This window comes from Pseudomonas syringae group sp. J248-6 (assembly GCF_032586995.1).
GTDB lineage: Bacteria > Pseudomonadota > Gammaproteobacteria > Pseudomonadales > Pseudomonadaceae > Aquipseudomonas > Aquipseudomonas amygdali.
Map to the genome: position 1 here is coordinate 123523 of NZ_JAWHOP010000008.1, position 26986 is coordinate 150508.

The following is a 26986-nucleotide window of genomic DNA, read 5'->3' on the forward strand; positions in this document are numbered from 1 at the left end:
TCCCGACAGTGTTCATCGTACGGTGCGCGCCACGGCTTCGATCTCGATCAGGTAGCCGTGGTGCAATTCTGGAACCGGCACCACGGCGCGGGCCGGGCGATGGTCGCCCAGATAGCCTGCATAAATGCGGTCGAAGGCCGGCCAGTGCTGGATGCCTGCGATGTAAATGGTCACTTTCAGCAGGTCATCGGTCGTGCATCCTGCTGCCTCAAGAATGGCAGCCAGGTTGTCCAGCGCAATAACGGCCTGCACCTCGAATGGCCCGTCGACGCTGTGGCTGCCGTCAGCGCGCACCGGCAGTTGCCCGGAAACATGCAGCGTGCCTTCATGCAACACTGCCTGGGAATAATGCCCGCCTGGCGCGGCGGCCAGGGGTGTGCGAATCAGTTCGATATCACCAGCCATGCAAGCGACTCCAGGTGTGAATTGCGCCTTCGGCATCGCAGGCGTGGTAGTCCGGGAACTGCGCGCCGGTAGCACAGGCGTGGTTGGGTAGAATGCGTAGCCGGCTGCCGATGGGGAAGCGCGCAGTGATGTCTGCCTGGCTGCCGGTGGCAAGCGTGATGATGCCATGCTCCTGATTGGCACCGGTCACCCGTGCGCCGTCGATCCACTCGCCGGTTTCGCTGCACACCTGGCCGTAGCCGAAATCCTGACGCTGGCGCTGGGTACCGCGATCCCGGCTCATGGCCATCCAGCCCGCGTCAACGATGATCCAGCCCTTGTCCTGCTGATGGCCGATGACCGTAGTCAGCACACTCAGGGCCAGTTCGTCCGCGCGGCACACGCCGATGTTGTGCATTACCAGATCGAAGAATATATAGACCCCGGCACGTACTTCGGTCACGCCTTGCAGGCTCTGCGCCGACAGCGCGGTAGGCGTCGAGCCGATGCTGACTTCCGCGCAGGGCAGCCCCGCTTGCCGAATGCGCTCGGCGGCGCTGACGCAAAGCCTGCGCTCCTGCTCGGCGAGGGCTTGCAGCGCTTCGGGGGTGTCGAGGTCGTAGCTGGACCCGGCATGGGTCATGACCCCTCGCAGGTGCATGCCGCCCTCGACCAGCGTTCTCGCGACGTCGACGAGCGCAGGGTCGTCGACGGTCAGCCCGGAACGATGACCGTCGCAATCGATTTCGATCCACACATCAAAGTTCTCATCATGTCGCTGGCCGAAGGCGACAATCGCCTGGGCAGCGACCACGCTGTCGGTCAGGATGCTCAGGCGGCAACCGTTGCGCCGCAGTTTGAGTGCCTGGTCCAGTTTGCCAGGTGCGATGGCGACGGCGTAGAACACGTCGTTGATGCCCTCGGCAAAGCAGTGTTCGGCCTCCTTCAGGGTCGAGACCGTCACGCCGCTGGCACCTGCAGCTATCTGCGCCTGAATCACCGGCAGGCATTTGCTGGTCTTCACGTGCGGACGCAAACGCACACCCAGTTCATTCATGCGGTGTTGCATGCGCTGGATATTGCGCTGCATACGCGGCACATCAAGCAACGCGACAGGCGTATCGAGAGAAGACAAGAGGGCAGACATGGACAGAGCTCGCGTGACTGGGTACGGCTGCCACTCTACTCACGGGTGATGAAGCTGTGGTTCAATGCTTTGTCATCAATCCTTAAGCTGAGCTGAATGATCGCTATAGAAGACCTGCGTCTGGCCGTGGCGCTATCGCGCTGCGAGTCCCTCAGTGCTGCGGCCAGAGTCCTGAATGTCTCGCCGCCCGCGCTGTCGATGCGCTTGCGCAAGCTGGAGACGCAGTTGGGCATTACCCTGGCCAATCGCGACGCCAGGCGCTTGAGCCTGACGGCCGATGGCGAACGTTTCGCCCGGGAAAGCGCACATTTGCTGGAACAGCTGGAGGCACTCCCGGAATCCTTCAAGCAGCGTGACGAACGACTGGTCGGCACCCTGCGCCTGGCCGCGCCTTTTGGTTATGGACGCCAGCGCATTGCGCCGTTGCTGGCGCGCTTCGCCAAACTGCATCCGCAATTGCGTCTGCACCTGGACCTGCGCGAAACGCCGTGGCCCGACCGACATGACAGCGACGCAGTGATTCATATCGGCAGCCTCAATGACAGCCTGTGGATCGCCAGACCATTGGCGCACAACCATCGCTGGCTGTGCGCCAGCCCGGCTTATCTGGAGCAGCACGGCGCGCCCTCGACGCCTGACGAGCTGGCGCGTCATCGCTGCATCTGCATTCGCGAAAACGATGAAGACGTGACCCTCTGGCACCTCAGCAAGGGCCAGGCGAAAAAGACCCTGCGCATCGAGCCTGCGCTGCTCAGCAACGACGGCTCGGTTGCCCGGCGCTGGGCCGAGCAGGGGCTGGGCATCGTCTTGCGCTCGCAGTGGGATGTCAGCGATGCCATCGCCAGTGGCAGGCTGGTGAGGGTGCTGGCCGATTGGCAACTGGCCAGCGCGCCGATCAACCTGCTGGTGCCCGTGCGCAAGCACCGCAGCGCGAGGGTGCAGGCACTTACGGAGTTTCTGGAGACGGCCTTGAAGGCTTGATCATGGACAGCACCGGCGCGCTGTTGGTCGCAGTATCGAACACCTCAATTGACGCTCACGGCAACGCGCGGGTATAAACCGCGTCTTGTGTTTTTGTCGGATTTTTCTCCATGAGCTTCAGCCCCCTGATTCGCCAGTTGATCGATGCCTTCCGCGTGCTGCCGGGCGTCGGTCAGAAAACCGCTCAACGCATGGCGTTGCAGCTGCTGGAGCGCGACCGCAGCGGCGGCTCACGGCTGGCGCTGGCCTTGGGGCAGGCGATGGATGGCGTTGGTCATTGCCGCTCATGCCGCACCCTCACCGAAGAGGAGCTCTGCCCGCAATGCGCCGACCCGCGCCGTGATGACACGCTGCTGTGTGTGGTCGAAGGGCCGACGGATGTCTACGCGGTGGAGCAGACCGGTTATCGCGGTCGCTACTTTGTGCTCAAGGGCCATCTGTCGCCGCTCGACGGTCTGGGGCCGGAAGCCATCGGTATTCCGCAACTGATGGAACGTATCAGCCAGCAGGGCACCTTCACTGAGGTGATCCTCGCCACCAACCCGACGGTGGAAGGCGAAGCGACGGCGCATTACATCGCCCAGTTGCTCCACGAAAAAGGCCTGGTCGCGTCGCGCATCGCCCACGGTGTGCCATTGGGTGGTGAGCTGGATCTGGTCGACGGCGGCACCCTGGCGCACTCGTTTGCAGGGCGCAAGCCGATTGCGTTGTGATGCGCCCTTGCTCCTGCGCTATCAGTAGCGCGGCGTAATATCCCGCTCCACCGGCGGCGCATCCGGGTCCTGACCCACCGGAAACTTGCCTTTCAGGTGCCAGGCAAACGCGATGATTTCGGCAATCGTGCGGTACAGCGGCTCGGGGATGCTGTCGCCCAGTTCCATGCGTGCCAGCAGTTTGACCAGTTCGGCGTTCTCGTAGATCGGCACTTCATATTCACGGGCAATGGCCAGAATGGCATCGGCCAGCTGGTCGTCGCCCTTGGCGCTGAGCGTCGGGGCCTGTTGGCCGTCGTAGCTCAGGGCAATAGCCTGGCGCGGGACATGATCGGGTAGGGACATCAGGCGTTCTCGTCAATCCAGCGTTGTTCAAGGGCGGTGCGCGGGCCGCTTGGCGGTGCGCCGTGGCTGCAGGCCAGTTCGCCCACTGCCAGGCCGCAGGCAATCAGCCGCTCGCGCAAATATCCCAGTTCATGTTCGATCAAGGCCGCGCTGTCGGGCCGCTCGGCCCATAGCTGACTGGACAGCGTGCCGCGCAACAACTGCGCATGCACCTGCAGCGGCCCCAACGGCTCAAGGTCGAATGCCAGATCGACTTTCCAGAGCTTTTCCCGGGTTTCCTTGATCTCGACATCGTCGCGGTCTTCGGCAGCTTCCTGATCCGGCTTGTCTTCACGCTGCACCTTGACCTGCAAGGGCACGATGTCATGCGCGTTACGCATCGGCACTTCCAGTTGCCAGGTGGTCACCTGAGTGCCGTCGGCATTGGTGCGGGTCTGTTCCAGACCGCCCAACTGGTGGCTTTGCAGGCGAGAAACAGCCGCCGCAGCCAGCTTGAGCAGAATTTCCAGGTCGTCCTCTTTTTCGCCACCGCTGACGTTGCGCGACGGCAGCGGAAAGATGCTCGGCTGGGTGCGTGCGGCAACCAGCCCAAGGGTGCCCAGGGCATTGCGAATCGCGTTGGGCATGGCCCGCGCCAGGGTATTGGACGCAGCGGCGGCGCTGTAAGTGGTGTTGTCCGGCAACCCCGGAAGAATCTGCGCAATCAGGCGCATCAGGTTGGCTTTCATGTCCGGAACCTGAGCCGGGTTGAGCCCGGCAAGCAGCTTCGCTTCCAGAAACACGCCGCTGGCATTGAGGGCCTGGGCGACGCCTTTCGGTGTGCTCATCTGCTCGATGTCGGGCAGATCGTCCAGCAACTGGCTGATGGCGGCTTGCAGCGGGGCGCTGATCGCTGAGTTGCTGGCAGGGCTGGCACTGGTTGTAGTGGCTGACTGCAGGTTTTGCAGGGCGTTGATCAGGTTATCCAGCGAGCCCTGGCGGTTTTGCTGAGCAGCCAGTTGCTGGGCCACGGCCAGTTGATCGAAACGGCCGGGCAGGGCGACGAAGTTCAGCGCCTGGTTGCCTTGTACCTGCGCGCTCAGCAGGCTGCCGACCGTCAGCGGCTGCGGGCTTTCGATGGTCAGGCTGGAGCCCGCCAGCGCAGTATTGAGCAGCATCACGATGGAGCGATAGGTGGGTGTTGCGGCGGCCGGGTTTTGCGTGGCCAGTTGATTGACTGCCTGCGCGATCACCTGGCTGGTCATGACCTTGCCCTGCAACAGCGTGCCGACCGGCAATTGTTGCGTATCGATGCTGGTCATCGAGTTTTTCAGTGCGCTGTTGATCTGTTGCAGCGTCAGTGTCAGCTCGTTGGGCGAGGCTTGCGCCACCTGCAACAGGCTGCCGGGCGTGAACGGTACGCTGCTGGTGACCTGCAGGTTGGTCAGGCTGCCATTGGCGAGTACCAGCCGCAGCAGCAACTGGAAGTTCTGGTTGACCTGCTTGAGGGTCAGCACTTCGGCGTCGACGGTTTCGCCTTCGGGAATCAGATTATCCGCCGATTGCAGCAGGGTCAGCACCTGCGCAGGGGAGATGCCGGCGCGCAGCAGGGTTGTGGTAGGGATTGTCGCCGGGACGCTGGTGATGTCGCCTGTCATTGAAATATCGACCTGAGGAAATTGCCCCTTTGATAACAGGACTCGCATGTATAATACCGGCCAAAACCGGACCAGCCGCCATTAACTTCTCTTCATGTAACGGCCATATCACCCCCGACTTGAACCGCCTTCTACTGCGTATGTGTCTGTTTTGGTACATTTCGCGACGCTCCAGCACTGGAAACGCCCGATGATCCCAGCCCCCCCATTTTTGCAAGCGACGGCTCTGACGTGTGAGCGGGACGGGCGGATGTTGTTCGAAAACCTTGATTTGCAGGTGCGCACGGGGGACATGTTGCAGGTCAGCGGCCCCAATGGCAGCGGCAAGACCAGCCTGCTGCGCCTGTTGTGCGGGCTGATGCAACCCACGGCCGGGCACGTGCTGCTCAACGGCCAGCCAGTGGGCCGCCAGCCGACAGCGCCGGGGCTCAATCTGTTGTGGGTTGGCCATGCGCCGGCGCTCAAGGACCTGCTGACACCGCTGGAGAATCTTTCCTGGCTCTGTGCACTTCATCACCCGGCCGATGCCGAGGCCATTTTCAATGCGCTCGACGCGGTCGGGCTGGCAGGTTTCGAAGATGTGCCGTGTCACACCTTGTCGGCCGGGCAGCAGCGTCGTGTTGCACTGGCGCGCCTGTATCTGCCAGGCCCGCCACTCTGGCTGCTTGATGAACCGTTCACCGCGCTGGACCGCCAGGGCATTGCCCAACTGGAAAATCATCTTGCCGGGCACTGTGAAAAAGGCGGCATGATCGTCATGACCACTCATCACACCCTGAGCCGCCTGCCTGCGGGCTATCGGGACATCGATCTGGGGCAGTGGGCAGCATGAGCAAGGTCTTTGCCCTGCTGATCGCCCGTGAGTTTCGCCTGCTGGCCAGGCGTCCGGCAGAGCTTGCCAACCCGCTGGTGTTCTTTGCGATAGTGGTCGCCTTGTTCCCGCTGGCGCTGGGGCCGCAGACGCAATTGTTGCAAGCCTTGTCACCGGGGCTGGTCTGGGTCGCGGCACTGCTGGCCGTGTTGCTGTCGCTGGACGGGCTGTTTCGCAGTGATTTCGAGGATGGCTCGCTGGAACAGTGGGTCCTTTCGCCGCACCCGCTGGCCCTTCTGGTCTTGAGCAAAGTGCTGGCACACTGGGTTTTTTCCGGGCTGGCACTGGTATTGTTGTCGCCCTTGCTGGCGCTGATGCTGGGGCTGCCGGTGCGGTGCCTGGCGGTGTTGATGGTGTCGCTGTTATTGGGCACGCCAGTGCTCAGCCTGCTGGGTGCCGTGGGTGCGGCGCTGACCGTGGGTTTGAAGCGCGGCGGCCTGTTGTTGGCATTGTTGATTCTGCCGCTGTACATCCCGGTATTGATTCTGGGCAGCGGTGCGTTGCAAGCCGCGCTGCAAGGCATGCCAGCGACTGGCTATCTGCTGTGGCTGGGCTGCCTGAGCGTGCTGGCGATCACTCTGACCCCCTTTGCGATAGCCGCTGGCCTGAAAATCAGCGTCGGTGAATAAATTGAGGTTCCGGGATCGAGAACTCGATGCCGGTCAACACCCTGGATACACCTGATGAAAAGCAACGCCATGAAAAGCAGCATTGGTTGGGCCTGGCTGCACACACTCGGCTCACCGAAAGGGTTTTACCGCATCAGCGCACGTCTGCTGCCGTGGCTGAGTGTGGCCGCTGCACTGCTGCTCGGCATCGGCATCATCTGGGGGCTGGCGTTTGCGCCGCCGGATTACCAGCAGGGCAACAGCTTCCGGATCATTTATATCCATGTGCCTGCCGCCATGCTCGCCCAGTCCTGCTACGTCATGCTGGCCCTGTGCGGCGTGGTCGGGCTGGTCTGGAAAATCAAACTGGCCGATGTCGCGCTGCAATGCGCTGCACCCATTGGCGCGTGGATGACCGCGCTGGCACTGGCGACCGGCGCGATCTGGGGCAAACCGACCTGGGGCGCGTGGTGGGTCTGGGACGCGCGCCTGACCTCAATGCTGATTCTGCTGTTCCTGTATTTCGGCCTGATCGCGCTGGGCAATGCCATCAGCAACCGCGCCAGCGCTGCCAAGGCCTGTGCACTGCTGGCCATCGTCGGCGTGGTGAATATCCCGATCATCAAATATTCGGTCGAGTGGTGGAATACCCTGCACCAGGGCGCGACGTTCAGCCTTACGGAAAAACCGGCCATGCCTGCCGAAATGTGGCTGCCGTTGCTGTTCACAGCGTTGGGTTTTTACTGCTTCTTCGGTGTTGTATTGCTGTTGCGTATGCGCCTTGAAGTGCTGCGTCGCGAGTCGCGCACCCAGTGGGCCAAGGCCGAGGTTCTACGTAGCCTCGGACAAACGCCAGAACCGTCGGAGAACAGGTCTTGAGCTTCGCGTCATTCAGCGACTTTCTCGCCATGGGCCGCCACGGGCTGTTTGTCTGGTCGGCCTACGGTCTGTGCCTGTTGGTGCTGCTGATCAACGTGGCAATGCCGCTAGTGGCGCGCCAGCGGTTCCTGAAACAACAGGCGCGGCGCCTGAAGCGGGAGAATCGCTCGTGAACCCGTTGCGCAAAAAACGTCTGCTGATCATTGCGACGCTGCTGGTTGGCGTCGGCCTGGCAGTGAGCCTGGCGCTCAGCGCGCTGAAGGAAAACATCAATCTGTTCTATACGCCGAGCCAGATCGCCAATGGAGAGGCCCCGCTGGGCACGCGCATTCGTGCTGGCGGCATGGTGGAAAAGGGCTCATTGCAGCGTTCGGCGGATTCGCTGGATGTGCGTTTTGTGGTCACCGATTTCAACAAGTCGGTGACCATCACCTATCGCGGCATTCTTCCCGATCTGTTCCGCGAAGGGCAGGGGATTGTCGCGTTAGGCAAACTCAATGCTCAGGGTGTGGTGGTCGCCGATGAGGTGCTGGCCAAACATGACGAGAAGTACATGCCGCCCGAAGTCACCAAGGCGCTGCGCGACAGTGGCCAGGCGGCACCGGGCGGCTCTTCCACACCTGCGAAACAGGGCTGATCGATGATTCCCGAACTCGGCCATCTGGCCATGATTCTGGCCCTCGGCTTTGCACTGGTGCAGGCCATTGTTCCGCTGATTGGTGCATGGCGCGGCGACCGCCTGTGGATGAGCCTGGCGCGTCTGGCGGCGTGGGGCCAGTTCAGTTTTCTGATCTTCGCCTTCGGTTGCCTGACCTACGCGTTCATGACCGACGACTTTTCCGTTACCTATGTGGCGCAGAATTCCAACACGGCGCTGCCCTGGTACTACAAATTCAGCGCCGTATGGGGTGCGCATGAGGGCTCCTTGCTGCTCTGGGCGCTGATTCTCGGCGGCTGGACCTTCGCTGTTTCGGTGTTTTCCCGGCAATTGCCTCAGGTCATGCTGGCGCGTGTGCTCTCCGTGATGGGCATGATCAGCCTGGGCTTCCTGTTGTTTCTGATCCTCACCTCCAACCCGTTCGCCCGTCTTCTGCCGCAAATGCCTGCCAACGGACGCGATCTCAACCCCCTGTTGCAGGATATCGGCCTGATCGTGCATCCGCCGATGCTCTACATGGGCTATGTCGGTTTTTCCGTGGCCTTTGCCTTCGCCATCGCCGCCTTGCTTGGCGGCCGACTCGACGCTGCCTGGGCGCGCTGGTCGCGGCCATGGACGCTGGTAGCCTGGGCCTTTCTCGGTATCGGGATCAGCCTTGGCTCATGGTGGGCTTATTACGAACTGGGCTGGGGCGGCTGGTGGTTCTGGGACCCGGTGGAAAATGCCTCGTTCATGCCCTGGCTGGTGGGCACTGCGCTGATTCACTCGCTGGCGGTCACGGAAAAGCGTGGCGTGTTCAAGAGCTGGACTGTATTGCTGGCGATTGCCGCTTTTTCCCTGAGCCTGCTGGGCACGTTCCTGGTGCGTTCCGGGGTGCTGACTTCGGTCCACGCCTTTGCCTCGGACCCGGCACGTGGCGTGTTCATTCTGATGTTCCTGCTGGTCGTGGTGGGCGGCTCGCTGACCCTGTTTGCGATTCGTGCGCCGGTGGTCAAAAGCCATGTCGGCTTCGGCCTGTGGTCGCGGGAAACCCTGTTGCTGGGCAATAACCTGTTACTGGTGACTGCTGCGTCGATGATCCTGCTGGGCACCCTTTATCCGCTGGTGATCGATGCCATGAGCGGAGCCAAGATGTCGGTCGGCCCGCCGTATTTCAATGCGCTGTTCGTACCGTTGATGGGGCTGTTGCTGGTGGTCATGGCGGTTGGCGTGCTTGTGCGCTGGAAGGACACACCGCTGAAATGGCTGCTGGGCATGCTTGCCCCGGTACTGGTCGGCAGCGCCGTGCTGGCGGTGATCGCCGCTCTGCTCATGGGCGATTTTCAGTGGGCGGTGCTGGCCACCTTCATGCTCGCCGCCTGGGTGCTGCTGGCCGGGGTTCGCGACCTGTTTGACAAGACCCGTAACAAGGGCCTGCTTCGCGGCGCCCGCGGTCTTGCCCGCAGCTATTGGGGCATGCAACTGGCGCACCTTGGTATCGTGGTGTGCGCGCTGGGCGTGGTGTTGTCCAGCCAGAACAGCGCCGAGCGCGATTTGCGCATGGCCCCCGGCGAGTCCACTGAGCTGGGCGGTTACGTCTTTGTATTCGAGGGCGCGAAGCATTATGAAGGGCCGAATTTCACCTCCGATCGCGGCACCGTTCGCGTCCTGCGCAACGGGGCGCAGATCACTGAACTGCACCCGGAAAAACGTCTGTACAGCGTGCAGCAGTCAATGATGACCGAAGCAGGCATTGATGCCGGTTTCAGCCGTGATCTTTACGTGGCATTGGGTGAACCGCTGGGCAATAACGCATGGGCCGTACGAGTCCACGTCAAACCGTTTGTGCGCTGGATCTGGCTCGGCGGCCTGCTGACCGGTCTTGGCGGTGTGCTGGCGGCGTTTGACCGACGTTATCGCACGCGGGTCAAAAGCAAGGTGCGTGAGGCATTGGGCATGTCGGGAGTTGCACTGTGAAACGCTGGGTCATGCTCCTGCCACTGGCGTTGTTTCTCGGCGTGGCGGCGTTCCTGTATCGCGGTTTGTATCTGGACCCCGCCGAGCTACCGTCGGCGCTGATCGGCAAGCCGTTTCCGCAGTTTTCGCTGCCCGAAGTTCAAGGCAGCCGCGTATTGACCCGCGCCGACCTGCTGGGCAAACCCGCACTGGTCAACGTCTGGGGCACCTGGTGCGTGGCCTGTCGGGTGGAGCATCCTGTGCTGACCCGGCTGGCGCAGCAGGGCGTGCTGATCTACGGCGTTAACTACAAGGACGTCAACACCGACGCGCTGAAATGGCTCAAGGAATTTCACGATCCTTATCAGCTGAATATCCGCGACGAAGCCGGCTCGCTGGGGCTGAACCTGGGCGTGTACGGTGCGCCGGAGACCTTCCTGATCGACCGTCAGGGCATTATTCGTTACAAACATGTCGGGGTCATCGATGAGGCTGTGTGGCGAGAAAAGCTCGCTGCCCGTTACCAGCAATTGGTTGATGAGGCGCGGCCATGAAGCGCTGCCTGATGATTGTCCTGCTCAGCGTGCTGTGCTCAGGCATCGCCCATGCTGCCATCGATGCCTACACCTTTCGCGACGACGCCGAGCGTGCCCGCTACAGCGAACTGACCAAAGAACTGCGCTGCCCCAAATGCCAGAATCAGGACATCGCCGATTCCAACGCGCCGATTGCCGCTGACTTGCGCAAGGAAATCTACCGGATGCTGGGTGAAGGGCAGAGCAATCAGCAGATCATCGACTTCATGGTTGATCGCTACGGTGACTTCGTTCGTTACAAACCCAGCCTCAACGCCCGCACCTGGCTGCTCTGGTTCGGCCCGGCCGGTCTGCTGATCGGCGGTCTGGTGGTGATCGGTTTCATCGTCGGGCGGCGTCGCAAGGCGCACTCCGAACAGGCCGATGTGCTTTCCGAGGACGAGCGACAACGCCTCGCCGCATTGCTGGATGACCACCGCCCATGATCGATTTCTGGATGGCCGCCGGGCTTCTCTTGCTCGTGGCGCTGGGTTTTCTGCTGATACCGGTGCTGCGCGGCCATCGTGCGCAACGTGAAGAAGACCGCACAGCCCTGAACGTGGCGTTGTATCAGGAACGGCTGGGCGAGTTGCAAGTTCAGCAAGAGCAGGGCGTGTTGTCGGTGACGCAACTGCAAGGCGCTCGTGCCGAAGCTGCGCGCGAGCTGCTCGCCGATACTGAAGGCGCAGAGCCTGCCCGTACGTCGCGTCTGGGCAAACCCGTTCTGCTGCTGGCTGCGGTGCTGGTGCCGGTGTTGGGGCTGGCGGGCTATCTGCAACTGGGGGCCATTGACCGCGTCGCGCTGAGCCGCGAATTCGCCCGGCCGCCAACCTCGCTGGCCGACCTGACCCAGCGTCTGGAGCGCAGCGTGCAGGCTCAGCCGGACTCAGCCGAAAACCTGTATTTTCTGGCGCGCAGCTACATGGCGCAGAACCGCCCGGGTGATGCCGCGCAGATGTTCGAGCGCTCGGTGGCACTGGCCGGAAGATCGCCAGAATTGCTCGGGCAGTGGGCACAGGCGTTGTATTTCGCCAGCGACAAACACTTCACCGCACAGGTGCAGGCGCTGACCGACGAAGCGCTGCAGGCCGACCCCAAAGAAGTCACCAGCCTCGGCCTGCTGGGGATTGCCGCGTTCGAAACACAGCGTTATCAGGCAGCGGTGGATTACTGGACCCGCCTGCTGGCGGCGTTGCCCGCGCAGGACGCTTCGCGCTCGGCGCTGGAAGGCGGCATAGCCCGCGCCAGAGAAAACCTTGCCGGGCAGGCCGCGCCGGTCAAGGCCAGGGCGCTCAAGGTGCGTGTCGCGCTGGCTGCCTCGCTCAAGGGTAACGTTCAGCCGGGTGACAGCGTGTTCATCTTCGCCCGTGCAATCAACGGCCCGGCCGCGCCACTGGCGGTCAAACGCATCACGGTGGCGGACCTGCCTGCCGAGGTTGAACTGAGTGATGCCGATGCAATGATGCCGCAACTGAACCTGTCGAACTTTGCGCAAGTCCAACTGGTTGCGCGAGTGTCTCGCGCAGGGCAGCCAACCACCGGTGAGTGGGTCGGCCGCAGTCAGCCGCTGGCCAACGATACTCAGGCGCAGCAGGCGTTGACCATCGACAGTCCGGATAACTAGAGAAATCGCTTATGTACCGTACCGCACGCATCACCTTGTTGGGTCTGGTCGTTGGCCTGAGTGCCTGTGCTGTCCAGCATCCGGCACCGCCTCACAGCCAGGATCCGATCCTTAATCTGCCGGGCGGCCAGCAACCCGGCGCACCGCGCCCGAACACGGCGCCTGCCGAGCCTGCCAAAGCACCAGCCGCAGCGCCGAAGACCTCGGCCAGTTTCGCCCCGCCACCGGGCGGTGGCAGCCATTGGGACCCGCGGCTGGGCGTGTACGTGATGGACGATCAGCCCAACACCTTCTATCGCCAGCGTACTTACTATCAGTGGAACAACGGCTGGAGCTGGGCAACCAACCCTAACGGCCCGTGGCAGGCGACCGACGCCAGCGGCGTACCGGCCGGGCTGGGCAAGCAGTTCAGTAACTGATTCAAGCCTGCAAATGAAAACGGCGACCTGATGGGTCGCCGTTTTGCGTTTCGGGGGGGTTATTTGCCTGGATAGATCTGGTCGAACACACCACCGTCAATGAAGTGGGTCTTCTGCACCGTGCGCCAGTCACCGAAGGTTTTCTCGACCGAGAGGAAGTCCACTTTCGGGAAGCGGTCGGTGTATTTGGCCAAAACCTGCGGGTCGCGTGGGCGCAGGTAGTTTTTCGCCGCGATTTCCTGACCTTCCGGTGACCACAGGTATTTCAGGTAGTCTTCAGCCAGGGCGCGGGATTGTTTCTTGTCCACGACCTTGTCGACCACACTCACTGGCGGCTCGGCTTCTGCCGACACGGACGGGTAGACCACTTCAAACTGGTCGCGACCGAATTCACGAGCGATCATTTCCGCTTCGTTTTCGAAAGTCACCAGCACGTCGCCGATCTGGTTGGTCATGAACGTCGTGGTCGCGCCTCGACCACCTGTGTCGAGCACGGGCACATGGCGGAACAGTTCGCCGACGAATTTCTTCGCGGCCGCTTCATCGCCACCTTTTTTCAGGGTGTAGCCCCAGGCCGACAGGTACGTGTAGCGGCCGTTGCCCGAGGTTTTCGGGTTAGGCACGATGACTTCCACGCCATCCTTGATCAGGTCCGGCCAGTCTTTGAGGGCTTTCGGGTTGCCCTTGCGCACGATAAACACAGTGGCCGAGGTGAACGGCGCACTGTTATTCGGCAGGCGGCTGACCCAGTCTTTCGGCACCAGCTCGCCATTGTCGGCCAGCGCGTTGATATCGGTGGCCATGTTCATGGTAATCACGTCAGCCGGCAGCCCGTCGATGACCGAGCGCGCCTGCTTGCTCGAACCGCCAAAGGACATCTGCACAGTCACGTCTTCATTTTTCTCGGCTTTCCAGTGCTTCTGGAAGGCGCTGTTGTAGTCCTTGTAGAAATCACGCATCACGTCGTAGGAGACGTTGAGCAGCGTCGGGGCTGCCTGGGCAGCGCTGGCAAAGGCCAGGCCAGCGGCCAGTAGCGAGGCGGCGAAGAGTTTATTCACTGCAGGGTCCTTGAGATGAAGAGTCGTGTGATGAAGCCTGATGGCGTAATGCCGCGACACTATCAGTATCGCGCCTGCTGTTTAAAGACTGAAAAGGTCTTTGCTTATGCCTTGTGCTCTACTTTTGCAAACAATTGATTACCGCAGCGCGAACAGAACGCCGCGCCGTGCTCGTGGAAATTCTTCGAGCACACCGGGCAATCGTGTTTCAGCTGTTCGCCGCGCATGGCATTGGCCAGTTCGGCGGTGAATATACCGGTGGGCACGGCGATGATCGAGTAGCCGATGATCATCACCAGCGACGAGAGCATCTGCCCGACCGGCGTCTTCGGCACGATATCGCCAAAGCCCACGGTGGTGAGTGTCACGATAGCCCAGTAAATACCTTTGGGGATGCTGGTGAAGCCGTGCTCCGGGCCTTCGATCACGTACATCAGCGTGCCGAACACCGTGACCAGAGTGGAAACGGTGACCAGAAACACGATGATCTTCTGCTTGCTGCCACGCAGCGCAGCCAGCAAATAGTTGGCCTGGCGCAGGTAAGTGCCGAGCTTGAGCACGCGGAAAATCCGCAGCATACGGATGATCCGCACAATCAGCAGGTACTGCGCGTCGCTGTAATAGATCGACAGAACCCCCGGCACGATAGCCAGCAGGTCGACCAGCCCGTAGAAACTGAACGCGTACTTCAGCGGTCGGGGCGAGCAGTACAGGCGCAGGATGTATTCGATCGCGAACAGCAGCGTAAAACCCCATTCGATCCAGGCGAACAGCATTGCGTAATCGCGGTGAATGCTCTCGATGCTGTCAATGACCGTGACCAGCAGGCTGAGCAGAATCGCCACCAGCACAATCTTGTCAAAGGTTCTGCCGGCAGGCGTATTCGCCTCGAAAATAACGATATGCAACCGCTCGCGGCGGCTGAGAGAGGTGTCCATGGTGCTTCCTGAAGCAAAGATCGGCAGAGCCTAGGAGTATTGGGTGGTTGAGTGCAAGCACACAACACCTGCGGGAGCGAGTCGCGCGACGCTTCGCCTGCTCGCGAAGAGGTCGTTATAGCCCGCGTAAACAGGGTGTTTGGAGCAACGTCTTCGTGAGCAAGCTCACTCCCACAGAAGTCTTTATTCACAGTTCGACAGGCGGCAGCCCCGCTTTTCGGGTTCTTGTAAGACCTACGTAGACAAATCGGCGCTGGAGCGTAAGGAACGACAGCTTTAATTATCGTGCGTCGCTCTGCGTCGCATACCGTTCTGGACGCTCCGCGTCCTCTTGTGGCGCAGAGCGTCCGGTGCTGGAATCATCAGGTATAACAAGCCAGGTGGTGAGTGTCGTCAATGACTGACGCGGGAGGATGCATGCAGTATTCGGGCGAGGGCTTTTCTATAAGGGTATTGGCGTTTGATGATTGCGAGTTGATCAACCGCTATGAAAAGGCCAATCGCAAGCATCTGCAGCCTTGGGAACCGTTGAGGGACGATGACTATTTCATCCTCGAAAACGCCAGATCCAGGGTTCAGCAGCAGTGGGAAAGCATGCAGGGCGGCAGCGCGGTTTTCTTCCTCGTCACCGAGCCAGACGGCGGCGAATTGCTGGGGCGGTGCAGTTACACGAATATCGTGAGGGGCGTTTTTCAGGCCTGCAGTCTCGGCTTCTCGATGGCAGAGACTGCTCAGGGACGTGGCTTGATGAAAAGGGCGCTTGAGGTGACCAATAGCTATTGTTTCGAGCAGATGAGGCTGCATCGAATCATGGCCAGCCACATGCCAGCCAATATACGTAGCGAGCGACTTCTGCAATCACTCGGCTTCGAAAAGGAAGGGTACGCGCGCGCCTACCTGAAAATTGCCGGCGTCTGGGAAGACCATGTCCTGAGGGCACTGATCAATCCGAACGAGGCCTGATAGCGGGGCGAACGCCCTTCCTACTTCTGCGCCACGTCATCCTTTTCCCAGCCGCCGCCGAGTGCCAGAAACAGGTTGATCTGTCCCATGGCCACCTGGGTGTTGGCTTCGGCCATTTGTGCACGCACGTCGGTGTAAGTGCGTGTGGCTTGCAGGTCGGCGAGGAACGAGGCGCGTCCGGCCTGGTAGAAGCGGTGGGTCTGGTCAGCGGCTTCCTTGGCCGATTGTTCGGCTTCCTTGAGAGCATCGCGACGGTCGAGCAGGGCGGTGTATTGCGCCAGACCGGTCTGGGTTTCACGGATGGCGTTGAGCACTACACCGTCAAAGCGCGCCAGAGCAGCCTGGGCCGAAGCTTCGGCCTGATGGATGCGTGCGCGTGAGCCGTTGGACGGGATGGTCCAGTTCAGCAGCGGCCCGAAGCCCCAGCGGTTGGCGGCCGGTTTGCCGAGGTTCTCGATCAGACCGGTAGTGCCGATGCTCGCGCCGATGCTGATGTCCGGATACAACTCGCCGGTGGCAACACCGATCTGCGCAGTCGACATCGCCAGATGACGTTCAGCCTGACGCACATCCGGGCGGCGTTTGAGCAGTGTTGCGCCGTCGCCTACCGGCATGACCTGCGCAATGTGCGGCAGCGCATTGCAGCTGCTGACCCCGGCGGGCAGTTGCTCTACAGGTTTGGCCAGCAGCATCGACAGGCGGAACATCGCCGCCTGACGCCGCGCTTCGTAACGGGGCATTTCGGCGCGCAATGACTTGAACTGCGTCTGCGAGCGAGTGACCTGGGTTTCATCGCCTCGCCCGGCATCGCGCAGGCGCTGGTTGAGGGTCACGCTCTGTTGTTGCAGGTCCAGCGATTCGCGGGCGATATCGAGCTCTTCGTTGGCCGCACAAATCTGCGTGTAGGCGCGCACCACATCGGCGACCACTGTGATACGTGCCGTATCCACCGCCGCCTGATTGGCATCGACATTGGCCTGCGCCGCCTCGATGCCACGCTGCAAGGTGCCGAACAGATCGAACTGGTACGAAGTGGTCAGACCCACGTCGCCGACATTGGCCACCGGCACCTTGTCGGTCAGCAGAAACGCCTCGCCGGACTCCTGCACGCGCTGAGCGCCGATCTTCGCGCCGTTGGTAAAGCCGCCAGCCGCCTCGGCTTCCGAGGTCTGATAGCGAGCACGCTGCAGGTTGGCGGCGGCGATGCGCAGGTCGGTATTGGAGGCGATGGCCTGGCGCACCAGTTCATCCAGACGCGCATCCTGATACAGCCGCCACCAGTGCGCAGGCACTGGGGCCGATACCGTGTTGACCGAGCGCCCGGCCAGCTCGCCCTGTAAATCCGGACGATTGATCGCGCCATCCTTGGGCAGTTGGTAATCCGGCCCGACTACCTGACAGGCCGACAGCACGGCAGTAAAACCGAGTGCGGCCACGCGTAAGGCACGTTTCATCGTGTGTGCTCCTGCGTATCGTCGATGATCGACACCGTCGCAGTACGCCCGGCGATCATGCGGAAGTCGGCAGGTACGTCATCGAAGGCAATGCGCACCGGAATACGCTGTGCCAGACGCACCCAGCTGAAGGCCGGGTTGACGTTGGGCAGCAGGTTCGAGCCGCTGCTGCGGTCGCGGTCTTCGATACCGGCAACGATGCTCACCACATGGCCGGTCAGCCGTGCGTTGTCACCGATGACGCGAATGTCGACGCCCTGGCCGACATGAATGCCGTCCAGTTTGGTTTCTTCGAAATAGCCGTCGATATGGAACGATGCGGCATCGACCACCGATAACACCGGACGCCCGGCGGTGACAAATTCATGGTCGCGGGGCGCGCGGTCGTTAAGGTAGCCGTCCACCGGGCTGCGGATCACCGAACGATCCAGATTCAGCTGCGCGGCATCCACTGCGACCTTTGATTCACCAAGCGCAGAAAGGGCGCGGGCTTCGCGGGACTGGCTTTCTTCCAGTTGCTCACGCGCCACCAGGTTGCCCAGGCCACGGTTACGCTTGTTCTCGCGGCGTGCCTGCTCCCAGGTTTCCTGGCGCTCGGCGACCGTGGCCTGCGCCTGACGCAAGGCCAGGCGGAAGCGGTCCTGATCGATGGTGAACAGCACCTGGCCCTTGTGCACGGGCTGATTGTCGGTGACTTCGACCTTCTGGATCAGCCCGGACACGTCCGGCGCGATCTGCACGATATCGGCGCGAATATGCCCGTCGCGGGTCCACGGCGCGTACATGTAATACATCACCATGCGCCACACAACGACGGCAGCCAGAGTGACAACCAGCAGGGTCAGGACCACGCGGCCCAGTGTCAGTATCGGTTTTTTCATGTCATCAGGTATCGACTTAGAGTATCCACGGCGCCGAGCAACAAAGCGTATAGACCTACGTTGAACAAAGCCCGGTGCCAGACCAGACGGTAGAAGTGGGCACGCGACAGCACGGCGTGCACGACAAGAAACAGCAGATAGGCGATGCCCATCATCGCCAGGAACGTGGGAATGAAGATCCCGCTGATATCCAGATCACCGATCACAGGGGCGCTCCATCGATGTTATGCGGCAGTTGCTCGGTCAGTTCGCCGCCCACGGTGACAATCTCGACCCCCGGCAACAAGGCCAGACGCAGGCCACTGAGGGCGTGCAACAGGTGCAGCCGGGCCGGGTTGTCGCCCATCTCCTGCGCCGTCAACGAACGGCGTGCGCGGTCCATTGCCATCAACAGGCCGCGGGGCGCGGGCAGTCTTTCACCGGCCTTGCGACAGTGCTTGAAATAGCCGCTGACTTCATCGATCACCTGACGCAATAACACTTGTGCGGCAGGCGTGGCGCGTCGGGTGTAGGCCAGCAGGTCGAGCATGTTCAGCGCGACCCGCAGTTCACGCAGGGCAATCCCGGTGTCTTGCGCGGTGAGTGTCAAACGCGGCAGTTGCTGCATCAGGCGGTCGAGCATTTGCACGCCCATGCGCCGGTGTTCGGCCAGAGACGAGTCTTCACTGAGGCTGGCGATGTCACGCCAACTGAAACGGGTCAGACGCTTGACCGCCAGTTCAACGCCGAACGGGCGGAACACCAGCGTCCAGATAAAGGCGAACAACAGCCCGGCAGGACCGGCCAGGTTGGAGTTGAGAAAGTTCATGAAGTCCGCGTCGTAGGCGCTCTGAATGCTGATGAACGACGAGGTGTTGACGATGGTCAGCAGTGTGCCGAGAAAGAAACGCGGTTGCACAGTCAGGGTGCCGACGCAGATGAAGGGCACCGCAAAGGCCAGCACCAGCATCGGGAAGTCGTGCAGGTTGGGCAGCACCACGAACAGGTACAGGCTGGCAAATACCACCGAAAGCAGGGTCCAGAAGAAGAACCGGTAGATTTGCGGGGCAGGGTCGTCCATGGCTGCAAAGAAGCTGCACGACACTGCTGCCAATGCCACGGCACTGGCACCGTCTTTCCAGCCCAGCAGAATCCACAACACCGATGCAGCGATGATCGCCAGTACCGTCGAGGTTACTGAGTAGAGCATCAGGCCGCGGTCCAGAAACGGCGTCAGCCTGCCCAGACGCCAGTGGCGATAGACCGCTCTCCATGATGACTGATCGTCTGTCTTGATCGCATATTGCAGGGTCCGGCAATCCAGCCACAGGTCGATCCACTCGCCGAGCCTGAACAGTGTATTGGAGAGCAGCAGTTGATCGCGGTCGTCCAGATGCGTGGAGCTCGGCTGAAGGCGTTCCAGCTCACCGTGCAATTGTTGCCATTGCTCCCGTTGCGGGCCGTCAGCTGTACTTTCAAGCCAGTCGCAAGCCTTTTGCAGTACGGGTTTCAGGCTGGCCAACAGCTCGGGCGTGCGCCGCTCCAGCGCCCACAATGCGTCATCCAGTGCATCGATGACCGGCAAGAGATGGATCATTCGGCCGCGCAGTTCATTGGCATTGCGTACGGTTTGCTTGCGTGCACCCTCGTGACTCAACTGGCCGATCATCATTTCCAGAGAGTTGAAGCTGCCAACCATCGAATTGCGCAGTGCGCCGATTTCCTCGGGCTCACAGGTGCGGCTGATAAAGCGCTGGCTGTAGGTAGAGGCGTCACTGAACCATTTTTCCGTGGTGGCCTGAAACACCGGTGCCAGGCGTCTGGGCCAGAACATCGCACCCACGACAGCGGCGCAGATGATGCCGAGAAAAATCTCTTCGGTACGCGACACGGCGATGTCGAATACAGCCTGCGGGTTGTCGACCACCGGCAGGGAAATCAGCGGCATGGTGTAACCCGCCAGCATCAGTGCGTAGCTGTTGGCCGTGCGCAAGTGCAGGGAAAGGAACAACAGCGTGCCGGTCCACAGTCCGACCACGATGGCCAGTAGCAAGGGCGTCTGTACGAACATCGGCACCAGCAATACCGATGCAGCCGCGCCAGCCAGAGTTCCGGCGGCCCTGTACAGGGCTTTGGAACTGGTTGGGCCGACAAAGGGACTGGAGACGATGTACACCGTGGCCATGGCCCAATAGGGGCGAGGCATTTCCATCAACAGCGCGATGTACAGCGCCAGCATCGATGCGCCGAAGGTACGTACGCCGTAGAACCAGTCGCGTGCCGGTGGGACGCTGGAGAAAAATCCGCTCAAACCGGCCCCCCGTGCTCACCTTGTGCAGCCTCGGCGAAGGCCTGAAATACCCGCAAGGTAGCTTCGAGATCGGCGGGTTGAAGGCCCTGAAGCACATCCGCCCGCAGACGCGTCAGCTCCAGTTCTATCGAGCCAGCCAGCGCACGACCCTTGTCGGTCAGGCTCAGGGCCTTGGCGCGGCGATCATTGGGGTCTTCGCTGCGGCAGACGATGCCGGCCTTGCACAGCTGGTCGAGCAGGCGCACCAGTGTCGGGCTTTCCATGCCGGCCGCCTGCGCGACTTTTACCTGATGCACGCCGTCACCCAGGCGTGCAATGGCCAGCAGTGGCCCGGCGCACGCTTCAGAAATTTCATAGGTGGCCAGTGTGTTCTGGCAAATGCGTCGCCATTGGCGAGAGGCGGCTACCAGGCCGCTACTGACAGCGCGATGCAGTGGGTCGACAAGCATGAATCACCGGGGTTGGGTCGTGAACAATTTAGTTAGGAGCGTTATTGTTAGGGAGGATATTAGTAGGATGCTAACTAATATCTCGTAACAAGTTCTTACAGTCAACCCGTAACTGCCCAGTGGGGCTTTTTCGGTTACAGGGGCGTCCGAACGGGTTTTTTGAGGGAGCGTAGAGGCGATGAACGGCTATCTGCGTCCGCTTTTAGCGGTGAAAGTTCATTATTTCAAAAAATAATTGCTACCGTTCGTCGGTAAGAGACCCGGAAATGCCGAGCTTTTACTCAGCCTCATTCAAAAAAATGGCGCGGCACCCGATAGAAGGGTCCTGATGAATCGCCGCCTGCAGCAAATGGATGGCAATCTGCCTTGTGTCGTGATTTGACATCAAAGTAGTGGCATTGGTGTTTTTGTGGCGGTTTATTGGCGTCATAGTGTTGTCGTCGCTGTTTAAAAAATAAACGATTCAGCCGATAGTCTGGTTGACCACAACGGGCCAGCACGCCCGTTCCAGAGCCATTCTGTCGGTGCGCAATGCGTACCTTGCGAGCTACTCCATGATCGACCTTGCCACCTGGAATCTTTCCGTCCCTGTCGGAAGTCCCGCGACCATCATCGAAACCCCCAAGTTGGTTAAGGGTTATCGGGATGGCTATTTTCAATCCGGGGATACGCTGTTTTTCTGGGCACCGGTGACCGGTTCCACCACAGAGAACGCCAAGTACCCGCGCTCCGAATTACGCGAGACGACGTCCGATGGCAGGGTCTTCAACTGGGCCTACTCAAGCGCTGACAATTTTCTGCGCGCGACGCTGGAGGTCGATCAAGTGCCTTCCACGGGCAAAATCGTGATCGGTCAGATTCACTGCTACCAGAGCACCGAGCCGCTGCTGAAGGTGGAGTACCAGTACAAGGAGAAGCTGCAGACCGGCAATATCGTCGCCAAGTTTCGTCGTACGCCAGACTCGGAAATCGAGGTCATTACCATTGCGCAGGGCGTGCCGCTCAACAAGCAGTTCAACTACACCATCAACCTGTCGCCCAGCGGCGACCTGACGGTCAATGCCTTCGACGCAGTCTGGTACGCCAAGCTGGATTCAGCCTGGGCCAGTAAACTGTTCTACTTCAAGGCAGGGGTCTATACCCAGGACAATACCGGTTACACCACTGAAGGCGGTTCGGCCACTTTCTACAAGCTGGCCATTGCCCACGAGAAAAAGAATTGATCGTTACGGTCTGGAAGATTCAGACCGCTGGAAATATCAGACTGAAGCAGATTCTGCCGGCGGCGGGTTGAGCCACTTCGACCCGCCCGCCATGCAAGTGCATGATTGCTGTAACAATGGCCAGCCCCAGGCCGTTGGAGTCCGAGCGCTCATGGCGCGAGGCGTCACCCCGATAGAAGCGGTCGAACAGTCGCGCGAGCGTGGCTTGTGGTAATACCGGGCCCTGATTTTCTACTTCGATTCGCCACTGACGATCAACTGCCGCAACACGAATCAGGATTTCGCTGTTTTCATTCGCATAGCGAATTGCGTTGGCGACCAGATTGCTCAGGGCACGGCGCAGCAGGATCGGGTCGGCCAGCAACGTACCTTGTCCGCTGTGGCTCAGCCGCAGATTACGCTCTTCAGCCAGCCCTTCGAAATAACCGGCCACGCGTTGTAATTCATCGTGCAGGTCCAGCGGCTGGCGTTCCAGCGCGGCCTGGGCTTCGTCCGCTCGTGCCAGAAACAGGATGCTTTCCACCAGCCTTGAGATACGTTCCAGCTCTTCCAGATTGGAAGCCAGCAGGGCCTGATATTCGTCGGCGCTGCGGTTCTGGCGCAAGGCGACCTGGCAGTGGCCCATCAGCGAGCCGACCGGTGTTCGAATCTCGTGGGCCAGATCGGCGGAGAACTGCATCAAGCGTCGATAGCCATCGTCCAGACGGTCAAGCATGGCGTTGAAGGCATCGCTCAATTGTTGCAGCTCGACAGGCGTGTCGTGGCTGTCGAGCCGTTTGTGCAGGCTGGCCGGGGTGATTGCGGCAGCGTGGGCAGCCATTCTGCGCAGTGGGCGCAAGCCGCGCCGCAGCAATACGTAACCCAGCACGGCGGTAATCAGGAACGCCAGCGCAACGGCGATATAAATGCTCTGCCGGAAGCTGGCGAGCATGGCCATTTCCTTGACCATCAGGTGCGCGGCCTGCAAGCGCACCGCAACGCCATTGGACATCACCTGCACTGCCGCCGCACGCAACGGCACGCCTTGCAAGCTCATGCCACTGCGCAGGTCATCGACCCGTAATGGCTGATCCTGCGCCACGGTCGGCAGTTCCGGCAGTGGCGCGCGTTGCGGGTTGACCGATATCACCGGTGGCTTGCCCGGCTCGCCGATGATGAAGATATCTTCCTCGCTGTCGAGCATGTTCTCGAACAGCTGCGGGCTGCCTTTGAGGTTGTCCATCGTCAGGTCGTAGCGCAACAGCTTGCGGAAATGATCGAGCCGCGCCAGTACCGCATGGTCGCTGCGCTGCATCACCGTTTCTTCTATGGACTGGTACAGATAAAGGCCCGCGCCGCTGACCGTAAGCATGGCCACCAGCGCGAAGGCGAGGGTAGAACGCAGGGTCAGGGAAGGCTGGCGTCGCATGGCCGCACCTCACACACATAACCGATACCGCGCACGGTGTGGATGAGCTTGACCGGGTAGGGCAGGTCGACCTTGCTGCGCAGACGCTTGATGGCGACGTCCACGACATTGGTGTCGCTGTCGAAATTCATGTCCCAGACTTCCGAGGCGATCTGTGCTCGTGACAGCACGTCGCCTTCGCGGCGTAATAACAGGTGCAGCAGGGCAAACTCCTTGTTGGTCAGCACGATGACCTGCTGCTGACGCGTCACGCGGCGGCGCAGCAGGTCCAGTTCAAGGTCGGCCAGATGAAAATGGTCTGCCTCGCGCACCACGCCCCGGCGCAGGATGGTGCGGATGCGCAGCAGCAGTTCAGTGAAGGAAAACGGCTTGACCAGATAATCGTCAGCGCCCAGTTCCAGCCCGCGAATCCGGTCCTGCAACTGGTCGCGAGCGGTCAGGAATAGCACCGGCACGTCCTGCCGGGCGCGCAGCACTTCGATGATCTGCCAGCCATCGATGCCTGGCAGCATCACATCCAGCACGATCAGGTCGTAGCGGTTTTCCAGTGCCAGGTGCAGGCCGTCGGCACCGTGCTGGGTCCAGTCGACCTTGTAGCCGGATTCACCCAGGCCCTTCTTCAGGTATTCACCGGTTTTGGTGTCGTCTTCAATCAGCAGGATATGCATCGTTTTGTCCGCTACGCTTTTGCAGGCACCCACGGTGCACCGATGCCGAAGTCTAACCAGTTGCCGACAAGGTGTCCGGCGAATGACAAAAATGTCATTGCCCGGTCATTCTGCGGTGCCGGTAACGGTGCAAGGATGGGTTTCAGATATCAACTGCCAAGGAAGTACCGATGAAGACTGCACTCTCTACTACGTTCGGCCTGCTGTTGCTCAGCGCTGCTGTCATGACTCAGGCTGCTGACATGAAGGTGGTTAAACCGATGCGCGGGACCGTCGACAGCGTCAGCGCCGACACACTTGACTTCACCACCCGTGCGGGCCAGCACCAGAGCATCAAACTGACTGAAAAGACCGGTATTCGTCTTGTATCCGAAGCCGATTTCAAGCAGATCAAAGGTGACAGCTTCGTGGGTTCGGCTGCCATTCCCCAGGCTGATGGCACGTTGAAAGCGCTGGAAGTGACCGTGTTTGAAGCGAGCCTTAAAGGCAGCGGCGAAGGCCATTATGGTTGGGAAAACGCGGATGGCAGCACGGGCACCATGACCAATGGCACTGTCGGCACGCTGGCCGGGGCTGATGGCCGCACGCTGACCGTCAAGTACGAGGGGGGCGAGAAGAAGCTGGTGGTGCCACAGGATGTGCCTATCGCCTACGTTGAACCGGGCAAGGTCGACCAGTTGACCAAAGGCGCCAAGGTCGTGGTGTTCCCGGCTGACGACGGCAAGTCAGCACGCGGTGTGGCAGTCGGCAAGGACGGTTTCACTCCGCCGATGTGATCGCCGCCGAGGATGTCAGTGGCTGGCTGCTGCTGACATTCCCGGCCATGCCTGATTCAGAGGAATCTCGACATGAAAACCCGTCCCATTCATCCGTGGCCGGTGCGCCTGACGCATTGGGTCAATGCCGTGGGCATGGTCTGCATGTTCATGAGCGGTTGGGCGATTTACAACGCATCGCCACTGATGCCATTCACCTTTCCCAAATTCCTGACCCTCGGCGGCTGGCTGGGCGGCTCCATTGCCTGGCACTTCGCGGTCATGTGGCTGTTGGTGATCAACGGCCTGCTGTATGTGCTGTATGGCGTATTCAGCCGCCACTTCAAACGTGATCTGCTGCCGGTTCGCCCGTCTGAAGTGAAGCGTGACATGAGTGATGCGCTGCATTTGCGCCTGGCCCACGTCAAAGGCCGTTACAACGCGGTGCAACGGCTGATGTACTGGCTGGTGTTGATTATGGGCGTGCTGGTCGTGGTGTCCGGGCTGGCTATCTGGAAACCGGTGCAGTTTCAGGGCCTGGTTGCGCTGCTGGGCGGGTTCGATTTTGCCCGCTGGGTGCATTTTGGCGCGATGACGGCCATCGGCGCGTTTGTTGTTGTTCATCTGGTGCTGGTCGTGCTGGTGCCCAGTACCTTGTTACCCATGATTACCGGCGGCCGCCAGCCGAACGAAGACGGAACTGCGCAACCATGAACGAACCTCGTAAACGCATCACCCAGCGCATTCGTCTTGAGCCTGCGCAGCAGAGCCAACTTGTCGATATTCAGCGCCGCTCTTTTCTGCGCGCCGGGCTGACCGTGGGGGCGATGTCGATGCTCACCGGCTGCAACCTGCAGGATGGCGATCAGGTCGATAAAGTGCTGTGGGCCATGTCGCGCTGGAATGACCGGGTTCAGGCCTGGCTGTTCAACGGCCAGAAACTGGCCCCGACCTACAGCAAGGCGCAGTTGACCAACCCGTTCCCGTTCAATGCGTTCTACCCCGAATACAACGTGCCGGAGGTGGAGCTTTCCGACTATCGGCTGGCGGTGTCCGGGCTGGTGCGTGACAAGCAGCCGTGGACGCTGGGTGCTCTGCGCAAATTGCCGCAACGCACTGACATTACGCGGTTGATCTGTATTGAAGGCTGGAGCGCGATAGGGCAATGGGGCGGTGTGCCGCTGAAGACGTTTCTGGAGTACATCGGCGCCGATACCACGGCACGTTTCGTCGGCTTCAAGTGCGCCGATCGCTATTATTCAAGCCTGGATATGCCCACTGCGCTGCACCCGCAGACGTTGCTGGCGCTGGACTTCGGTGAAGTGGCCCTGCCACCTGATTACGGTTACCCGTTGCGGGTGCGGGTGCCGACCAAGCTGGGCTTCAAGAACCCCAAGCACATCGTCGAGATCTTCGTCAGCAACGAGAATCCTGGGGGGTATTGGGAGGATCAGGGGTACAACTGGTTCAGCGGGATCTAGGCGCGGACGCAGAGCGTCCAGAAATGTGGAGCATGGGCACGATAGGTGTTCTTACGAGCCCCTCTCGTTCCTCACGCTCCGCGTGGGAGTGCAGTTCGTGACGCTCTGCGTCACACAGCGGTTCTGCGACTTCAGGTGGATTGAGGTTCGGCTCAGGTCACCTTTTCGCCCCTCGGCGAGTGACTTTGACGGGGCAAAGTAACCAAACCCCTCGCTCCTGTTTCCGGCCCGACTGCGTCGGGTTCCTTCGCCCTGACACTGATCCGGGGGTCGCCGCAACGGGCCATCCATGGCCCGGTGCGGCTAGCCTGGCGTCCTGCCAGGCTACCCCCGGATCAGCGCCAGGACTCAGCCGTCACTAACGTCGCACTCTGCGTCGTCAGTGCCATCGTGGTTGAAAAGCATTTCGGTGGTAGTTCACCGCGTGGGAATGCCGTTCGTGACGCTCTGCGTCACATGGCGGTTTTTTCTTTGTCAGGTGGATTGAGGTTCGGCTCAGGTCACCTTTTCGCCCCTCGGCGAGTTACTTTGATGAGGCCAAAGTAACCAAAGCCTTTCGCTCCGGTTTCCGGCCCGACTTCGTCGGGTTCCTTCGCCCTGGCACTGACGTTGCACTCTGCGTCGTCAGTGCCATCGCGTTAA

30 protein-coding genes are annotated in these 26986 nt (G+C 60.9%); 17 read left to right on the forward strand and 13 right to left on the reverse strand.

The features are described 5' to 3' along the window. Nucleotides 1–12 precede the first annotated feature (12 nt). Complete coding sequence (locus RYC17_RS12995) at nt 13–405, reverse strand: RidA family protein (protein ID WP_005780501.1); 393 nt, start codon at nt 403–405, stop codon at nt 13–15. After that, on the reverse strand, nt 395–1531 hold the full coding sequence (locus RYC17_RS13000) for a DSD1 family PLP-dependent enzyme (RefSeq protein WP_316890885.1): 1137 nt from the start codon (nt 1529–1531) through the stop codon (nt 395–397). The genes RYC17_RS12995 and RYC17_RS13000 overlap by 11 nt, the downstream gene beginning before the upstream one ends. A 96-nt stretch (nt 1532–1627) precedes the next feature. Here RYC17_RS13000 and RYC17_RS13005 point away from each other — a divergent pair, with 96 nt between their 5' ends. Beyond that, nucleotides 1628–2512: a LysR family transcriptional regulator gene (locus RYC17_RS13005; RefSeq protein WP_316903296.1), complete on the forward strand. Its 885-nt coding sequence runs from the start codon at nt 1628–1630 to the stop codon at nt 2510–2512. A gap of 110 nt (nt 2513–2622) precedes the next feature. Then, on the forward strand, nt 2623–3225 hold the full coding sequence (gene recR, locus RYC17_RS13010) for a recombination mediator RecR (RefSeq protein WP_002554228.1): 603 nt from the start codon (nt 2623–2625) through the stop codon (nt 3223–3225). Nucleotides 3226–3246: 21 nt separating this feature from the next. Here recR and RYC17_RS13015 read toward each other — a convergent pair whose 3' ends face one another. Together RYC17_RS13015 and RYC17_RS13020 are read right to left on the reverse strand one after the other, a co-directional pair. Next, a complete protein-coding gene (locus RYC17_RS13015; RefSeq protein ID WP_316903297.1) occupies nt 3247–3570 on the reverse strand; it encodes an EscU/YscU/HrcU family type III secretion system export apparatus switch protein in 324 nt (107 codons plus the stop codon). Then, the gene (locus RYC17_RS13020; protein WP_316903299.1) at nt 3570–5207 is read right to left on the reverse strand and encodes a flagellar hook-length control protein FliK; all 1638 of its coding nucleotides are present in this window, start codon (nt 5205–5207) and stop codon (nt 3570–3572) included. The genes RYC17_RS13015 and RYC17_RS13020 overlap by 1 nt, the downstream gene beginning before the upstream one ends. A 190-nt stretch (nt 5208–5397) precedes the next feature. Here RYC17_RS13020 and ccmA point away from each other — a divergent pair, with 190 nt between their 5' ends. The 10 genes from ccmA to RYC17_RS13070 are packed head-to-tail and all read left to right on the forward strand — an operon-like array spanning nt 5398 to nt 12776. Continuing rightward, nucleotides 5398–6039, forward strand: coding sequence for a cytochrome c biogenesis heme-transporting ATPase CcmA (gene ccmA, locus RYC17_RS13025; RefSeq protein ID WP_122257977.1), 642 nt, complete (start codon nt 5398–5400; stop codon nt 6037–6039). Continuing rightward, a complete protein-coding gene (gene ccmB / locus RYC17_RS13030) occupies nt 6036–6707 on the forward strand; it encodes a heme exporter protein CcmB (RefSeq protein ID WP_122257976.1) in 672 nt (223 codons plus the stop codon). Before ccmA ends, ccmB begins: the two co-directional genes overlap by 4 nt. A 54-nt stretch (nt 6708–6761) precedes the next feature. After that, a complete protein-coding gene (locus RYC17_RS13035; protein WP_058409109.1) occupies nt 6762–7565 on the forward strand; it encodes a heme ABC transporter permease in 804 nt (267 codons plus the stop codon). Then, entirely contained in the window at nt 7562–7738 is a 177-nt protein-coding gene (gene ccmD / locus RYC17_RS13040; RefSeq protein ID WP_057401186.1) for a heme exporter protein CcmD, read from the forward strand. The genes RYC17_RS13035 and ccmD overlap by 4 nt, the downstream gene beginning before the upstream one ends. Further along, nucleotides 7735–8202 (forward strand): cytochrome c maturation protein CcmE, encoded by a 468-nt coding sequence (ccmE, locus tag RYC17_RS13045; RefSeq protein ID WP_058400919.1) that lies wholly within the window; start codon nt 7735–7737, stop codon nt 8200–8202. Before ccmD ends, ccmE begins: the two co-directional genes overlap by 4 nt. Nucleotides 8203–8205: 3 nt before the next feature. Beyond that, nucleotides 8206–10179, forward strand: coding sequence for a heme lyase CcmF/NrfE family subunit (locus tag RYC17_RS13050; RefSeq protein ID WP_316903302.1), 1974 nt, complete (start codon nt 8206–8208; stop codon nt 10177–10179). Next, a complete protein-coding gene (locus RYC17_RS13055) occupies nt 10176–10712 on the forward strand; it encodes a DsbE family thiol:disulfide interchange protein (RefSeq protein WP_058400921.1) in 537 nt (178 codons plus the stop codon). Before RYC17_RS13050 ends, RYC17_RS13055 begins: the two co-directional genes overlap by 4 nt. After that, complete coding sequence (locus RYC17_RS13060; RefSeq protein WP_004665807.1) at nt 10709–11179, forward strand: cytochrome c-type biogenesis protein; 471 nt, start codon at nt 10709–10711, stop codon at nt 11177–11179. The genes RYC17_RS13055 and RYC17_RS13060 overlap by 4 nt, the downstream gene beginning before the upstream one ends. After that, complete coding sequence (gene ccmI, locus RYC17_RS13065; protein WP_316903303.1) at nt 11176–12357, forward strand: c-type cytochrome biogenesis protein CcmI; 1182 nt, start codon at nt 11176–11178, stop codon at nt 12355–12357. The genes RYC17_RS13060 and ccmI overlap by 4 nt, the downstream gene beginning before the upstream one ends. A gap of 11 nt (nt 12358–12368) precedes the next feature. After that, a complete protein-coding gene (locus RYC17_RS13070) occupies nt 12369–12776 on the forward strand; it encodes a hypothetical protein (RefSeq protein ID WP_002554216.1) in 408 nt (135 codons plus the stop codon). A 59-nt stretch (nt 12777–12835) separates the two neighbouring features. On the opposite strand, the gene RYC17_RS13075 is transcribed toward RYC17_RS13070, so the two are convergent. Both RYC17_RS13075 and RYC17_RS13080 read right to left on the reverse strand, forming a co-directional pair. Next, nucleotides 12836–13834, reverse strand: coding sequence for a sulfate ABC transporter substrate-binding protein (locus RYC17_RS13075; protein WP_005780521.1), 999 nt, complete (start codon nt 13832–13834; stop codon nt 12836–12838). 104 nt (nt 13835–13938) lie between these two features. Continuing rightward, nucleotides 13939–14772 carry an ion transporter gene (locus tag RYC17_RS13080; protein ID WP_005780523.1) on the reverse strand — a complete coding sequence of 278 codons (834 nt, stop codon included), beginning with the start codon at nt 14770–14772 and terminating at the stop codon, nt 13939–13941. 417 nt (nt 14773–15189) lie between these two features. Between RYC17_RS13080 and RYC17_RS13085 the strand changes: the two genes are divergently transcribed. After that, complete coding sequence (locus RYC17_RS13085; RefSeq protein WP_122257971.1) at nt 15190–15735, forward strand: GNAT family N-acetyltransferase; 546 nt, start codon at nt 15190–15192, stop codon at nt 15733–15735. A 20-nt stretch (nt 15736–15755) separates the two neighbouring features. Here the strand turns inward: RYC17_RS13085 and RYC17_RS13090 are convergent, their stop codons facing one another. Genes RYC17_RS13090 through RYC17_RS13110 form a run of 5 tightly spaced genes read right to left on the reverse strand, consistent with a single transcriptional unit; the run spans nt 15756 to nt 20809 of the window. Further along, nucleotides 15756–17189 (reverse strand): efflux transporter outer membrane subunit, encoded by a 1434-nt coding sequence (locus RYC17_RS13090; RefSeq protein ID WP_058400924.1) that lies wholly within the window; start codon nt 17187–17189, stop codon nt 15756–15758. Beyond that, nucleotides 17186–18070, reverse strand: a complete 885-nt coding sequence (locus RYC17_RS13095) for an HlyD family secretion protein (protein ID WP_316903304.1) — start codon at nt 18068–18070, stop codon at nt 17186–17188. Before RYC17_RS13095 ends, RYC17_RS13090 begins: the two co-directional genes overlap by 4 nt. Continuing rightward, nucleotides 18067–18276, reverse strand: a complete 210-nt coding sequence (locus tag RYC17_RS13100) for a DUF1656 domain-containing protein (RefSeq protein WP_003315925.1) — start codon at nt 18274–18276, stop codon at nt 18067–18069. Before RYC17_RS13100 ends, RYC17_RS13095 begins: the two co-directional genes overlap by 4 nt. Beyond that, nucleotides 18273–20360 (reverse strand): FUSC family protein, encoded by a 2088-nt coding sequence (locus tag RYC17_RS13105; protein WP_316903305.1) that lies wholly within the window; start codon nt 20358–20360, stop codon nt 18273–18275. Before RYC17_RS13105 ends, RYC17_RS13100 begins: the two co-directional genes overlap by 4 nt. Continuing rightward, nucleotides 20357–20809, reverse strand: a complete 453-nt coding sequence (locus tag RYC17_RS13110; RefSeq protein WP_057455218.1) for a MarR family winged helix-turn-helix transcriptional regulator — start codon at nt 20807–20809, stop codon at nt 20357–20359. Before RYC17_RS13110 ends, RYC17_RS13105 begins: the two co-directional genes overlap by 4 nt. Nucleotides 20810–21363: 554 nt before the next feature. Between RYC17_RS13110 and RYC17_RS13115 the strand changes: the two genes are divergently transcribed. Further along, on the forward strand, nt 21364–22032 hold the full coding sequence (locus tag RYC17_RS13115; RefSeq protein WP_005733740.1) for a polysaccharide lyase family 7 protein: 669 nt from the start codon (nt 21364–21366) through the stop codon (nt 22030–22032). A gap of 19 nt (nt 22033–22051) precedes the next feature. On the opposite strand, the gene RYC17_RS13120 is transcribed toward RYC17_RS13115, so the two are convergent. Then, nucleotides 22052–23440 carry a heavy metal sensor histidine kinase gene (locus tag RYC17_RS13120; RefSeq protein WP_316903308.1) on the reverse strand — a complete coding sequence of 463 codons (1389 nt, stop codon included), beginning with the start codon at nt 23438–23440 and terminating at the stop codon, nt 22052–22054. Continuing rightward, nucleotides 23419–24108, reverse strand: coding sequence for a heavy metal response regulator transcription factor (locus tag RYC17_RS13125; protein ID WP_002554192.1), 690 nt, complete (start codon nt 24106–24108; stop codon nt 23419–23421). Before RYC17_RS13125 ends, RYC17_RS13120 begins: the two co-directional genes overlap by 22 nt. Nucleotides 24109–24278: 170 nt before the next feature. On the opposite strand from RYC17_RS13125, the gene RYC17_RS13130 reads away from it, so the two are divergent. From RYC17_RS13130 to RYC17_RS13140, 3 genes are all read left to right on the forward strand, one after another. After that, nucleotides 24279–24884 carry a hypothetical protein gene (locus RYC17_RS13130; protein ID WP_004657065.1) on the forward strand — a complete coding sequence of 202 codons (606 nt, stop codon included), beginning with the start codon at nt 24279–24281 and terminating at the stop codon, nt 24882–24884. 72 nt (nt 24885–24956) lie between these two features. Continuing rightward, entirely contained in the window at nt 24957–25577 is a 621-nt protein-coding gene (locus RYC17_RS13135) for a cytochrome b/b6 domain-containing protein (RefSeq protein ID WP_122257966.1), read from the forward strand. Next, nucleotides 25574–26344, forward strand: a complete 771-nt coding sequence (locus RYC17_RS13140; protein WP_122257965.1) for a molybdopterin-dependent oxidoreductase — start codon at nt 25574–25576, stop codon at nt 26342–26344. Before RYC17_RS13135 ends, RYC17_RS13140 begins: the two co-directional genes overlap by 4 nt. The last annotated feature ends 642 nt before the right edge of the window (nt 26345–26986 follow it).